The following is a 12709-nucleotide window of genomic DNA, read 5'->3' as shown; positions in this document are numbered from 1 at the left end:
AAACCAACTCACGTAGTGCCGGCAGGACCCGCGATCGGCTGACTAGGCGATGCGGTCGCCGGTTCCGTGCAGCAGCTCCGCGGCGGTCGCCGAGCCGTTGGCGACGTCCCGGGCCACGTCGGACAGTCGCAGGTTGTGGTCGCGGGCATAGCCGCGCAGCAGCGTGAAGGCTTCGTCGACGCTGATGCGGCGGCGTTCGGCCAGCACGCCCTTGGCTTGTTCGATGGTGATGCGGCTGTTCAAGGCGTTCTGGAGCTGGGCGGCCAGCAGCTCGGCCTGGTGGATGCCGCGCTGGGACAGGATGCCCATGGTCGCCACGTCCGCCAGCGCTTGGCCGACGCGCACGTCCTCATCGGTCAGTGTCCGGCTGTCGGCGGCGAACAGGTTCAACGCGCCGATGACGGTCTCGCGCAGGCGCAGCGGCAGGGCGTGGACGGCGAGGAATCCGGCGGCTTGGGCGGCTTCGGCGAAGCGGGGCCAGCGTGCGGCGTTGGTGGTCAGGTCGGCGTTGACCACGGGTGTGCCGGTGCGGCAGCAGTCGATGCAGGGCCCGGCGTCGGATTGCAGCTCGAACAGCTCCAGCAGCCGGGCGTTCTCGGTGGAGGCCGCGGCGGCGTGCAGGTTGCCGCGCTGGTCGATGAGCATGATGCCGGCGGCATCGACGTCCAGAAGCTGCACGCACCGTTCGGCGAGTTGGTGCAGGAAGTCGATGACGTCGAAGTCGTCGACCAGGGTGTCAGCCACCTCGACGAACGTCTCGACGAGCTGTCGTTCACGAGTCACGGGCATACCTCCACGGTAGACCTGTATCCAAGGCCGCCGAACCCCACGGCGCCGGTGGCCCTCACCGGTCTTCCCCGTCGAAGCGCAGGCGGCGGGCCACCACGTCGGCGGCGACGTCGGCCAGGAGCAGATCCCGCCCGAAGGCGAAGGCCCTCAGCCGAGCCAGGGCCTCGGCCAAACTCACTCCGAGCTGGACGCTGACCATGCCGGTGGCCTGGTGGACCTCGGCGCGGTAGGTCACCGGCGCCGCCCACCCCGGACCCGGCTGATCGTCCGGGCCGGCGCCTTCGGCGGACTGGCGGTGCAGCACGGTGAGGGTGACGGCGTCGGCCAGGGCCAGGGCGTCGGTGACCTGACCGGGGTTCAACGGCCCGGTCGTGGTGCGGTAGGCGGTGAGCGTGCCGAGGTCGATCGCGCCGATCCGCAGCGGGAAGGCGAAGACCGCGTTCACGCCCAGGTCCAGAGCCGGGCCGGTGAACGCCGGCCAGCGGTGCGCCGCCGCGGCCACCTCGGCCACCAGTACCGGAGTCCCCGTGGTCACGGCCTCCAGGGAAGGGCCCTCTCCGAGGGTGAACTGCAGGTCCTCCAGCGCGGCACTGATCGCCTGGGCGCCGAACGCCAGCACCGTACCGCCGGCCCCGGTGCCCATCACGGCGCACAGGCCGTCGACCCCCAGCGCGGTCGAGGCCGCCGCGCAGGCCGTCATCGACAACCCGCCGCCGGTGCCGTTCGGCGCCGAAGCGCGGTCCAGCAACGCCAGGACCATCGCCATCCGATCGCTGACCACGCCGACACCGCCTTCCCTGTGAGCTGTGCGAGTCCCCGTCGCCGGTCACTGCCCACGGTAGTCCCCGCCCGCCGGGCCGCGCCGGACCCCGCGCCGGGTCAGCGGTGCAGGCCGCGCCGACGCGAGGAGCCGATGCCGCCGCGGGTGGTGACCAGTTGGACCACGGCGAGCAGGACGACGGCACCGGCCAGGGCCGTGATCCAGGTGGAGATGTTGAAGAAGCCCCGGATGTTGTCGACGTGGAACAGCTTGTCGGCGATCCAGCCGCCGAGAAGGGCTCCGGCGATGCCGATGACTGTGGTGACGACGATGCCGTGCGGGCTGCCCATGACCTTGTCGGCGATCAGGCCGACGATCAGTCCGAGCACGATCCAGGCGATGACGCCCATGGGAACTCCGATGCGGAAGGAATCGCCCCTCAGCTGCGCGGTCACGGGCTTCGGTTCCCGACGAGTGGCGCTCGGAGCGTTCCAAAGCGCGGCCCGTACATGGCAGACCCCGAACCGTCGCAGCAGATCCGCGATTGCCGTGGATGCTGACGCCGCCGGGGTCCGGGGTGACACTGTCAGCCTACTGCTCCCACGACGACCCCGCCACGAATCACCGCCGGCGCCAAACGCAAGACCGGCAACAGCCGTCCCATCAGCAGGACTGCCTCACCGCACGCACCGCCGCAGATCTTCGCGGTGACAGCGTCGGCTCCCGCGCCCATCATGGCCTTGGCATTGGCCGAGTGCGACTCTCGGACCGTCCTCGAAAGATCAGCGTTCCCGGCGGGGTCCATGCGGTCGTGAGCAGCGTACGATGGTGTCGTCGCTCAGGTCCTCGGTGACTGTTGGCCCCTCACCATCCATCGGCGCACCGGCAAAGCGCGGTGCCGCAACTGAGTAGACCTCATTAGCCGGCGAGACTCGCCGCCGCCCACCACGCTGCTCATCCGTTCACGGTGCTTCAGCGCGGCGCAGTCCCAGCCCGCCCGCCAGTGGCTGCTCAGCCGGTGTCCGCGAGCGATCGGCGTGCGACGACGTGCTACTCATCTCCGATGACCGGCCGGGCAACACGAGCCCGGTTGGTCCCTTCGCGCCGCCAGGCCACGACAACTCAACAGGAGATAGGCATGACAGACCAGACCGTCCGCGAGGCCCCGCGAATCGTCGTGGGAGTCGATGGTTCGCAGGGTTCTAAGACAGCACTCGCCTGGGCCGTGGCCGGCGCCCGGCTCGATGGTCGACGGCATTCGTGTCAGCACGCCCGGTGCGCGATCGTCGCAGTCCCGCCGGCGTCCGACGAGAGCACTTCGCCCCTCCGGAGTCCCGACGAGGCATGGAGCCGGTCATGATGAACAACACCGGCACGTCGGCCGCCCTGCGGAACGCCCTCGCGCAGCCTCGAGGCGAGCAGGCGTCGCTGGGTTCCTACCCGACATACGTCCAAGCGCAGAGCGTCGTCGAAGCTCTCGCCGAGCAGCGCTTCGAAGTCGAGACGACCCAGATCATCGGCAGCGACCTGCGGATGGTCGAGCAGGTCACCGGACGGCTCACCTGGCCGAGGGTCCTGCTCTCCGGCGTGGTCGGCGGGGCGTGGTTCGGCATCTTCGTCGGTCTGCTCCTCAACATCTTGACCACCGCGTCGTTCGGGCGGGCGATGTCCCTCGGCCTGACCTGGGGCGTGATCTTCGGCGGCGTCTTCGCGGCGGTCGGCTACGGCCTGACCGCCGGCCGCCGAGACTTCGCGTCCAGGAGCGCCATCGTCCCCGGCCGGTTCGAAGTCCTGGTGTCCGCGGACCACGCCGAGCACGCCCGCGCCATCCTGGCCGGCTCGCCTCGCTGAGGCGGTCCGACGCCTCGCCTGGTCCGTACCTTCACCGGAGAGCGACGATGACCGCCACCGACACAGCACCCGACGGGCTTCTCCCCTCAGCTTCCACGTAAGGACCGTACTCATGGTGTTCGCCTGGATCGTCGTCATCGTCGTCGCCTTGGTGGTTCTCTACCTGGCTCTCGCCGTCAAGGTCGTCAAACAGTACGAGCAGGCGGTCCTGTTCCGCCTGGGACGTGTCGTCGGCGTCAAGGGGGCCGGCCTCAAGGTCATCGTCCCGGTCATCGACATCCTGCACCGGGTGAGCCTGCGGATCGTCACCATGCCCATCCAGTCCCAGGGCATCATCACCCGCGACAACGTCAGCGTCGACGTTTCCGCGGTCGCCTACTACCGCGTCGTGGACGCCGAGAAGTCGGTGGTGGCGATCGAGAACGTGCAGTCGGCCATCAACCAGATCGCCCAGACCACGCTGCGCAAAGTCGTGGGCCGGCACACGCTGGACGAGACGCTGTCGGAGACCGACCGCATCAACGTCGACATCCGGGAGATCCTCGACGTCGCCACGGTCGAGTGGGGTGTCGTGGTGACGCTGGTCGAGCTGAAGGACATCCAGCTGCCGGAGAGCATGAAGCGGGCCATGGCCCGCCAGGCGGAGGCCGAGCGGGAGAAACGCGCGAAGATCATCGCCGCGGAGGGCGAGGCGCTGGCCGCCGACGCCCTGGGTGCCGCCGCCGACATCATGATGGCCCACCCTCTCGCGCTCCAGCTGCGCAACCTGCAGAGCCTGGTCGAGATCGGCGTGGACAAGAACACCACCGTCGTCTTCCCGGCCCCGTTGATGAGCACCATCGGCGAGCTCGGCTCCTTCCTGGCCCGCGAGGCCGCGTCGGCGATACCGAATCAGGAGGGCGCCGAATGAGCACCGCGACCCCGTCCACGGAACTCCTGGACGCCATGGACGCCTACTGGCGCGCCGCCAACTATCTCTCGGTCGGCCAGCTCTACCTCTACGACAACCCGCTGCTGCGGCGTCCGCTGGAGCTGTCCCATGTCAAACCCCTGGTGGTAGGGCACTGGGGGACGACGCCGGGCCAGAACTTCATCTATGTCCACCTGAACCGGGCCATCAAGGAGTACGACCTGGACATGATCTACATCGCCGGTCCCGGCCACGGCGGCCCGGCGCTGGTGGCCAACACCTATCTGGAAGGCAGCTACAGCGAGGTCTATCCCGATGTGAGCGAGGACGAGGCCGGGCTGAAGAAGCTGTTCAAGCAGTTCTCCTTTCCCGGTGGGATCTCCAGCCATGTCGCGCCGACCACGCCGGGGTCGATCCATGAGGGCGGGGAGCTGGGCTACTCGCTGAGCCACGCCTTCGGGGCGGTGTTCGACAACCCGGACCTGATCGTCGCCTGCGTCGTCGGCGACGGCGAGGCCGAGACCGGTCCCTTGGCGACAGCGTGGCACTCCACCAAGTTCCTCGATCCGGTCGGGGACGGCGCGGTCCTGCCGATCCTGCACCTGAACGGCTACAAGATCAGCAACCCGGCCATCCTGGCGCGGATCGAGCACGGGGAACTGGAGCAGTTCTTCCGCGGCTGCGGCTGGGAACCGCTGTTCGTCGAAGGCGACGAGCCCGCCGAGATGCACCGGCTGATGGCCGCCGCGGTGGACGAGGCGATCGAAGGCATCCGGCGCAATCAGAACACCGCCCGCGACACCGGCGACGCCACTCGGCCGCGCTGGCCGATGATCGTCCTGCGCTCGCCCAAGGGCTGGACCGGGCCGAAGACCGTCGACGGGCTGGGATGCGAGGGCACGTTCCGCTCGCACCAGGTGCCGCTGCTCGTGGACGCCGCCCACTTCGAGCACCTGGCCCAGCTGGAGAGCTGGTTGCGCGGCTACCGGCCGCAGGAGCTGTTCGACGCCGACGGCCGGCTCCTGCCGGAGCTGGCCGATCTGGCGCCGAAGGGCGACCGGCGGATGGGCGCCAACCCCCGCGCCAACGGCGGTCTGCTGCTGCGCGACCTGCGGATGCCGGACTTCCGGGTCCACGCCGTGGACGTGCCCGCCCCCGGTGCCGTCCAGGCCCCGGACACGGCCGTCCTGGGCCGGTTCCTCAGGAGTGTGATCGCCCTCAACGCCGACCGGCGCGACTTCCGGATCTTCGGCCCGGACGAGACCCTGTCCAACCTCCTGGGCGCCGTCTTCGAGGTGACCGACCGGCAGTGGAACGCGCGGACTCTGCCGAACGACGAGTTCCTGGCACCGTCCGGACGGGTCCTGGACTCGATGCTCAGCGAGCACCAGAGCCAGGGCTGGCTGGAGGGCTACCTGCTCACCGGACGCCATGGTCTGTTCAACTGCTACGAGGCGTTCGTCCACATCGTCGACTCGATGTTCAACCAGCACGCCAAATGGCTGAAGGTCACTGCCGCGCTGCCGTGGCGGCGCCCCATCGCCTCGCTCAACTACCTGCTCACCTCGCACGTCTGGCAGCAGGACCACAACGGCTTCACCCACCAGGACCCGGGATTCCTGGACCACGTCGTCAACAAGAAGGCCGACATCGTCCGCGTCTACCTGCCGCCGGACGCCAACACCCTGCTGTCCGTCGCCGACCACTGCCTGCGCAGCCGGAACTACGTCAACGTCATCGTCGCGGGCAAGCGCGCGATGCCGCAGTGGCTGTCCATCGAGGAGGCAGCCCGGCACTGTACTAAGGGCGCCGGAGTCTGGCAGTGGGCGAGCAACGACCAGGGTGCCGAGCCGGACGTCGTGCTGGCCTGCTGCGGCGACACTCCCACGCTGGAAGTGCTGGCCGCGGTGTCGATCCTGCGCGAGCACCTGCCGGATCTGCTGATCCGCGTCGTCAACGTCGTCGACCTCATGAAACTCCAGCCCGCCGCCAGCCATCCACACGGTCTCACCGAGGCGGAGTACGACTCGCTGTTCACCGGGGACAAGCACATCATCTTCGCCTTCCACGGCTACCCGTGGCTCATCCACCGGCTCACCTACAGCCGGACCAACCGCAACCTGCATGTGCGCGGCTATGTGGAGGAGGGCACGATCACCACGCCCTTCGACATGCGCGTACAGAACCGCCTGGACCGCTTCCACCTGGTCCAGGACGTCATCGACCGGGTACCCGGTCTCGGGGACCGGGGCGAGTACCTCAGGCAGCTGATGCAGGACAAGCTCGTCGAGCACGGCCGGTACATCGGCCTGCACGGCCTGGACCTGCCGGAGATCCTGGACTGGACCTGGGAGCCGTCCCTATGACGGCCACCGCCCCGACGCTGCCGGCCGACCCGGTGCGCGGCGTCGTCTCCGCGGCTGCGTCGCCGGCCGAGGATGTTCTGCGCGCACTCGGGGTGTCGGCCGACCAGGGATTGTCCGGCGATGAGGTCCTCCGGCGCCAGGCCGAGTACGGCCCGAACGCCGTGGCCTCGCACAAAGCCCGCGTCCTGGCGGTGCTCTGGCACCAGCTGCGCTCGCCGCTGCTGGGGCTGCTGCTGGCCGCCGCGGTCGTCTCCTTCCTGGTCGGGGAACGCAGCGACGCGGTCATCATCGGCGTGATCGTCGCGGTGTCGGTCGGCCTCGGCTTCGTCAACGAGTACCGGGCCGAGAAGGCCGCCGAGGCCCTGCACTCCCAGATCCATCACGAGACCGTGGTCCTGCGGGACGGGCGGCCGGTCGAGGTGGACGTCACCGTGCTGGTGCCCGGTGATGTCGTCGAGCTGCGGCTGGGCGACGTCGTCCCGGCCGACATCCGGTTGCTGGCCGTCACCGGTCTGGAGTGCGACGAGTCGGTCCTGACCGGGGAGTCCCTGCCGGTCGACAAGAATCCTGATCCGGTGCCGGCCGGGACACCGCTGGCCGAACTCGCCGGCTGCGCGCTGATGGGCACCGTGGTCCATGCCGGCACCGGCCGCGGGATCGCGGTGGCCACCGGGCCCCGCACCGAGTTCGGCAAGATCGCCGCCGGGCTGGACACCCACCCGCTGGACACCGCGTTCCAGGTCGGCCTGCGGAAGTTCTCCATGCTGCTGGTCTATGTCGCCGGTGCGCTCACCACTTCGATCTTCGTCATGAACGTGGTGCTGCACAAGCCGATCATCGACGCGCTGCTGTTCTCCTTGGCCATCGCGGTCGGCATCACCCCGCAGCTGCTGCCCGCGGTGGTCTCCACTTCCCTGGCCGCCGGATCGCGCCGGATGAGCAAGCGCAGAGTCCTGGTCAAGCGTCTCGTGTGCATCGAGGACCTCGGCGACGTCGACATGCTGTTCACTGACAAGACCGGCACACTGACCGCGGGAAGGATCGACTACGAGCGCGCCGTTCCAGTCGCCTCCGGAGACGATGCAGGTGCCGCCCAGGAGGTCGTGCTGCGCTGGGCGCTGTTGTGCACCGAAAACTCGGCAGCCGACGGACAGGCCGTGGGCGGGAACCCGCTCGACCAGGCCCTGTGGCAGTCCGCTGCCGGCCAGGCCCAGCGGCCCGCGCTGGCCGACTACACGCGCCTGGCGACGCTGCCTTTCGACCACGAACGCCGTATGGCATCGACTCTGGTCCGGGACGCCGCCGGACAGGCGACCATCATCACCAAGGGCGCGCCGGAGAGCGTCCTGGACCGCTGCCTGGACGTGCCGGACGCGGCGCGCAAGGCGCTGGAGACGGAGTTCGCCGCGGGGAACCGCGTCGTCGCGGTCGCCACCCGCTCCGCCGACGGTGCGACCCAGGTGACCCTCGACAACGAAGAGGGTCTGACCCTTATCGGCTTGCTGGTGTTCCTCGACCCGCCGAAACAGGACGCCGCCGGGGCGCTGCGCCGGCTGGCCGACCTCGGCATCGCGGTGAAGGTCGTCACCGGCGACAACGCCGCCGTCGCGCTGAAGGTCTGCCGCGACCTGGGACTCGGTGGCGGCGAGGCGTTGACCGGAGCGGACATCGAAGTGCTCGACGACGCCCGGCTGGCGGCGGCGATCGCGACGACCACCGTGTTCGCCCGGGTCAGCCCCGAGGACAAGGCCCGGATCGTGCGCGTGCAGCGGCTGTCCGTCGGCGGTGTCGCCTTCCTGGGCGACGGGGTCAACGACGCGCTCGCCCTGCACGCCGCCGACGTCGGGATCTCCGTGGACTCGGCCACCGACGTCGCCAAGGACGCCGCCGACGTGATCCTGCTGGAGAAGGACCTCGACGTCCTCGCCGACGGCGTCACCGAAGGCCGCCGAATCTTCGCCAACACCATCAAGTACGTGCTCATGGGCACATCCAGCAACTTCGGCAACATGGCCTCGGCCGCCGGCGCGTCGCTGTTCCTTTCCTTCCTGCCGATGCTGCCGTCCCAGATCCTTCTCAACAACCTGCTGTACGACACCAGCCAGCTGGCCATCCCCACCGACAACGTCGACGCCGAGCAGCTGCGCCGGCCCTCGCACTGGGACATCGGCTTCATCCGCCGCTTCATGATCTGCTTCGGGCCGCTGAGCTCCGTGTTCGACTTCCTCACCTTCGCCGTCATGCTCTGGGTCTTCCACTCCGGCCCGGAGCAGTTCCGATCCGGCTGGTTCGTCGAGTCCCTGGCCACCCAGACCCTGGTCGTCTTCGCCATCCGCACCCGCCGCATCCCGTTCTTCCGCAGCCACCCCAGCCTCCCGCTCACCCTGGCCGCCCTGGCCGTGGTCGCCATCGGTGCAGTGCTTCCGGCCACGCCGCTGGCGCACACACTCGGCTTCCAGCCCCTGCCGGTCACCTACTTCGCGGCTCTGGCCGGGATGGTCGCCGGCTACCTGGTCCTGATCGAGATCGGCAAGAAGATCTTCTACCGAGTCGCTTCCGGGGACACCGCCACCAGCGTCCCGACGGCACCGCTCGACAACAGACGTCGTCATCTCCTGCGACGCGCCACACATTTCAGCACCGCCACGCAAACCGGATAGGTGGGGGCGCAGTGCCAGCCGTACGAACCAGACGCACCCGGCTGCCGCGAAAAGGCGGTTGAACCAGCTGCGGGCCGGCGTGCTGGGCGCCGATGACGCCCATCGTGTCGACGGCGGGCATCGCCATCGCCTGTGAACGAGTACCGAACAGCAGCCTGAACTGCCAGGTCATACCCAGTGGCCCGGTATTGGTGCAGGACACCCGGTCATGTCACGGGATCACCCGAGGCCAGGAATGCCGGTTCTCTGGCGAGTTGCTTGGCCGAGGCACCGGTCGGGTGGTCGATAGCACCCAGCGGATAGGCCCTGCGGGCGACGGTGCCAGCGTAGGAGTGTGCCGGGAGTGACGATGCGGTGTGCGCGCAGCGCCTTGGGTAGCAGCCGGGACAGCGCGGCGAGCAACGCCCGGTCCGTCCGGCCGATCCGCGGCTTCGAGTTCCCTGGCGCAGTACCGCGACCTCGTGGCGCAGCGCGAGTAACTCGACGTCCTTCGACGCTGAGGACCGAGCCAACAGTCCCGGCCAAGAGAGCGCCTGAACGAGAATCCTCTATACCAGTCGCACAGCCACGACCACCGATCGTATGCGCAGATCGACCAGGTCAAAGCCGGTAGCGGAGTATTCGATCACGACAGGCTGGTCGATCAGACCATCCGCGACCTGCTCCTGGTCGCCGTGGCCACTCTCCTGCCGCTGGTGGTCGAGCGCCTGCACCCGCAGATCCTACTGGCCGGCCGCCGGGCGACAACAACCGTCCACGGCACGGTGGAACAACCCGGGCGCGGCCATGATCGCCGCCATGTGGGCCAGGGCGTCCTGGCCCACGGACCACGCCCGACCAGGACCCCAGCCCACACGAGGACCAGTGTCCTGAGGCGACCGCCGGCCACGCAGCCGCCAAAGCGCCGTGCCGTCAGGCCTGGACCGCTGACGGCGCGGCGGTCAGGGCGGCGCCCTTCGGGCGTATCTCCTCCGAAGCCCACCGGCAGCCTGTGTGCCGTTCACAGCGAGCGACTTCTCAACGATGCTGTCCGGGCTCTCGTAGTTCGGGTCGGGAGTCAAAGGGGCCTGGCGGGAGGTGGAGCAGCGGCGTAGCAGATCGGCATCTGACCCGAATCGTGCGTCAGCCGGGGCGGCCGTGGATGGGCCGTCCCACGCGGATCAGTAGTAGACGTAGCCGCCGTAGGTCTGCCACGGGGTCCACGAGCCGTCGAGTTCGCACTTGACCCGATCCACAGGCCAGCCGCCGTAGTAGATGACGAAATACGACTGACAACCCACCCAAGTGTCGGAGGTGCTGACGCGATGCCAATCGTCTGCGTGCGCGGCCGGCGCCGCGACCATCAGCGCACCGGCCGCCGCCATGGCGCAGGCGCCGATTTTAAGCTTCTGCTTCCGTGCCTTCATCGAGGGTGCCCTCTCTGCAGTGTCAGGGTCGCCTTGGACGGACGACGAGGTTGTCCCGAGTCACGTGGATCTGTGGTGACGTGATCTGGGAAGATCATTGCGGTTTTTGCGTACTTTAAGAACGATTTGGTATGGGCCGTCTGGGTGGCTTTCTCGAGGGCTGGACGTCGTCCTCCGCCCCAGCACCCGGACCCTGGCCGGCGTTTGAGCACGAGCTGAACACCGTCGCTGTCGAGGGATCGGGAAGGAGAGTCCTACAACATCCACACCGCGGTCGCGGAGCCCGGCTTCTTCCGCTCCGAGCTGCTGGTCGGCGCCTCCACCACCTGGCCCAAGCCGACCATCGCCGACTAGTGAGCTGAGTTGGGGTTTGGCCGTCACCACTTGTGTTGTGGTGTGTATCAGGCGTCGTGGCTCGGCCGTGGCGGTTTTGCTGGGGTCGTGACGTGGCCCTGATTGCGCGCTGTGCTGCGGGTATTGGCGATCCGAGGCTTGAGCCGCTGGTGTTGACCGATGTCGAGCGGCGAACGTTGGAGAACTGGGTGCGTCGTCGTTCGACACATGCGACTTCGACAGCTGCCTCACCCCCGGCTCGGCGGCCGGCCGCTCCACCCGCCGCGTGGACACACCCAGCAGGCAGGCGGTCGCCACCACCGACATCGGCGCCTGCTCGGCCCGGCGGCGCCGCTCCAGCAGTCACTCCGGGAAGTACGAGCCCGGGCGCAGCTTCGGGATCGCCAACTCGATGCTGCCCATCCGGGTGTCCCACCCCGCGGGTGCGGCAGCCGTTGCGGGAGGAACGCCGACACCGTCTGATGGCGACGGTCGCTCGGAGTTCCGGTCATCCTGCGCGCCCGGGGCGCGCCCCGGGCGCGCTCGGCTGCACAAAGACGCGACCCTGGTATCCCGCCACGTGCCGCAGCCTCTGCAACGTTGCTAGTGCACAGGCTGCGGCACGGTATAGACCCGAGCGTGAAGGGCGCGGAGCTGACTGCTGGAAGAAATCAGGCCACTTCGACAGCATTGCGGTGGTGGCGTGATTGAAGGTGACAGATCAGGTTAGAAGCTACCGTGTGACCAAGTCCGGCAGACGACGCAGCGTGCCAGCGGCAGACAAACGCGTGGAATCGATCGTCTATCGCAGTCGCGTTCCCGTCCGGGGTTGACGACGGTCGGCATGAGGATCCCTTCAAAACGCAAATCCCTTACCTCTGACCTGCACTTTCTTCCGAGCTGCCGCGATTTGGCCCAGGCCGCGACGTGCCGTCGCCAAGCCTGGTGACTCGTTAGCCGAAGCGTGCTACCGGGAATCCGCTAGAGCCACATACACATCCTACGCAGACCAATCGGTACGGGCGTGCGGGAGCCGCAGTGGAAGTCATATTCGGCTTCATGCGAGACGTGGCCGCGATGCCAAGCATGAATGCGTGAATCAATCGAAGGTGCCACTGCGCGGTGGCGACTCAGTCACCGCTCGACTGGCGTTGTCAAGGCCAAGGGAGTACTACATGGACGCCGAGCAGCACCCTGTCGTCGCAGCACCTCGGTTCACCGTGGAGGAGCTCCAAGCCAAGTTGGCGAAAATGCGCATGAAGGGCCCGGGAGCACCTGCCTTCGGAATCAAGGGGCGGAATGGGAACGGCGGGATCGGGAGCGAGATCGCGCTGACCGGCCTGGCCGACTCGGATATCGATTGCTATCACTTTCTGGACCCGGTCCCGGCAAATCGCGTTTTGTTGTGCAACGTGCACCGGGTGGGACACGGGTGGATCGCCGTCTGCCACGATCGGAGTCAGCCGAACTGGCTATTCGGTTATGAGCGGTCGTATCCGGAGGACCGGACGAATGTTCCGCTGTTCCGGTTGCCGAAGATGGCGCCGGGTGGGGGTCCGGCGACGGTGACGTTGACGACGGTGGTGGATTTGGCGGATGTCGATACCGGCGATGCTGTGTGGGCTCCGGAGGAT

The 12709-nt window shown here is 68.3% G+C and carries 10 protein-coding genes and 1 pseudogene; 5 read left to right on the top strand and 6 right to left on the bottom strand.

Going from position 1 to position 12709, the window contains the following annotated elements; all coding sequences use genetic code 11:
- Positions 1 to 42: 42 nt before the first annotated feature.
- The 3 genes from ABIA35_RS47190 to ABIA35_RS47180 form a co-directional block, all read right to left on the bottom strand.
- Positions 43 to 789: a GAF and ANTAR domain-containing protein gene (locus tag ABIA35_RS47190; protein WP_370362363.1), complete on the bottom strand. Its 747-nt coding sequence runs from the start codon at positions 787 to 789 to the stop codon at positions 43 to 45.
- Between the two features lie 55 nt (positions 790 to 844).
- Positions 845 to 1570 carry an ANTAR domain-containing protein gene (locus tag ABIA35_RS47185; RefSeq protein ID WP_370362362.1) on the bottom strand — a complete coding sequence of 242 codons (726 nt, stop codon included), beginning with the start codon at positions 1568 to 1570 and terminating at the stop codon, positions 845 to 847.
- A 98-nt stretch (positions 1571 to 1668) separates the two neighbouring features.
- Positions 1669 to 1959, bottom strand: a complete 291-nt coding sequence (locus tag ABIA35_RS47180; protein ID WP_370362361.1) for a GlsB/YeaQ/YmgE family stress response membrane protein — start codon at positions 1957 to 1959, stop codon at positions 1669 to 1671.
- A 946-nt stretch (positions 1960 to 2905) separates the two neighbouring features.
- Between ABIA35_RS47180 and ABIA35_RS47175 the strand changes: the two genes are divergently transcribed.
- The 4 genes from ABIA35_RS47175 (at position 2906) to mgtA (ending at position 9336) form a co-directional block, all read left to right on the top strand.
- Complete coding sequence (locus tag ABIA35_RS47175) at positions 2906 to 3400, top strand: general stress protein (protein WP_370362360.1); 495 nt, start codon at positions 2906 to 2908, stop codon at positions 3398 to 3400.
- Positions 3401 to 3512: 112 nt separating this feature from the next.
- Entirely contained in the window at positions 3513 to 4310 is a 798-nt protein-coding gene (locus tag ABIA35_RS47170; RefSeq protein ID WP_370362359.1) for a slipin family protein, read from the top strand.
- Positions 4307 to 6676: a phosphoketolase gene (locus tag ABIA35_RS47165; RefSeq protein WP_370362358.1), complete on the top strand. Its 2370-nt coding sequence runs from the start codon at positions 4307 to 4309 to the stop codon at positions 6674 to 6676. The genes ABIA35_RS47170 and ABIA35_RS47165 overlap by 4 nt, the downstream gene beginning before the upstream one ends.
- Entirely contained in the window at positions 6673 to 9336 is a 2664-nt protein-coding gene (gene mgtA / locus ABIA35_RS47160; protein WP_370362357.1) for a magnesium-translocating P-type ATPase, read from the top strand. The genes ABIA35_RS47165 and mgtA overlap by 4 nt, the downstream gene beginning before the upstream one ends.
- A gap of 548 nt (positions 9337 to 9884) precedes the next feature.
- Here mgtA and ABIA35_RS47155 read toward each other — a convergent pair.
- From ABIA35_RS47155 to ABIA35_RS47145, 3 genes and pseudogenes are all read right to left on the bottom strand, one after another.
- Positions 9885 to 10049 (bottom strand): hypothetical protein, encoded by a 165-nt coding sequence (locus tag ABIA35_RS47155; protein ID WP_370362356.1) that lies wholly within the window; start codon positions 10047 to 10049, stop codon positions 9885 to 9887.
- A gap of 447 nt (positions 10050 to 10496) precedes the next feature.
- Positions 10497 to 10742 carry a hypothetical protein gene (locus ABIA35_RS47150; RefSeq protein WP_370343805.1) on the bottom strand — a complete coding sequence of 82 codons (246 nt, stop codon included), beginning with the start codon at positions 10740 to 10742 and terminating at the stop codon, positions 10497 to 10499.
- 555 nt (positions 10743 to 11297) lie between these two features.
- A pseudogene (locus ABIA35_RS47145) lies at positions 11298 to 11547 on the bottom strand (transposase); the annotation flags it as partial.
- 703 nt (positions 11548 to 12250) lie between these two features.
- On the opposite strand from ABIA35_RS47145, the gene ABIA35_RS47140 reads away from it, so the two are divergent.
- The coding region (locus ABIA35_RS47140) for a hypothetical protein (RefSeq protein ID WP_370362355.1) at positions 12251 to 12709 on the top strand (459 nt) is incomplete at its 3' end.

This window comes from Catenulispora sp. MAP12-49, from assembly GCF_041262705.1.
In the GTDB taxonomy this organism is placed as follows: domain Bacteria; phylum Actinomycetota; class Actinomycetes; order Streptomycetales; family Catenulisporaceae; genus Catenulispora.
The sequence above is the reverse complement of the archived record's forward strand: the minus strand, read 5'-3'. Positions and strand labels throughout refer to the sequence as shown.

Coding starts and splice junctions, on each gene's coding strand:
- ABIA35_RS47165 (WP_370362358.1), top strand. CDS start 4,307: ATGAGCACCGCGACCCCGTCCACGGAACTCCTGGACGCCATGGACGCC.
- mgtA (WP_370362357.1), top strand. CDS start 6,673: ATGACGGCCACCGCCCCGACGCTGCCGGCCGACCCGGTGCGCGGCGTC.
- ABIA35_RS47170 (WP_370362359.1), top strand. CDS start 3,513: ATGGTGTTCGCCTGGATCGTCGTCATCGTCGTCGCCTTGGTGGTTCTC.
- ABIA35_RS47180 (WP_370362361.1), bottom strand. CDS start 1,959: ATGGGCGTCATCGCCTGGATCGTGCTCGGACTGATCGTCGGCCTGATC.
- ABIA35_RS47175 (WP_370362360.1), top strand. CDS start 2,906: ATGATGAACAACACCGGCACGTCGGCCGCCCTGCGGAACGCCCTCGCG.
- ABIA35_RS47190 (WP_370362363.1), bottom strand. CDS start 789: ATGCCCGTGACTCGTGAACGACAGCTCGTCGAGACGTTCGTCGAGGTG.
- ABIA35_RS47150 (WP_370343805.1), bottom strand. CDS start 10,742: ATGAAGGCACGGAAGCAGAAGCTTAAAATCGGCGCCTGCGCCATGGCG.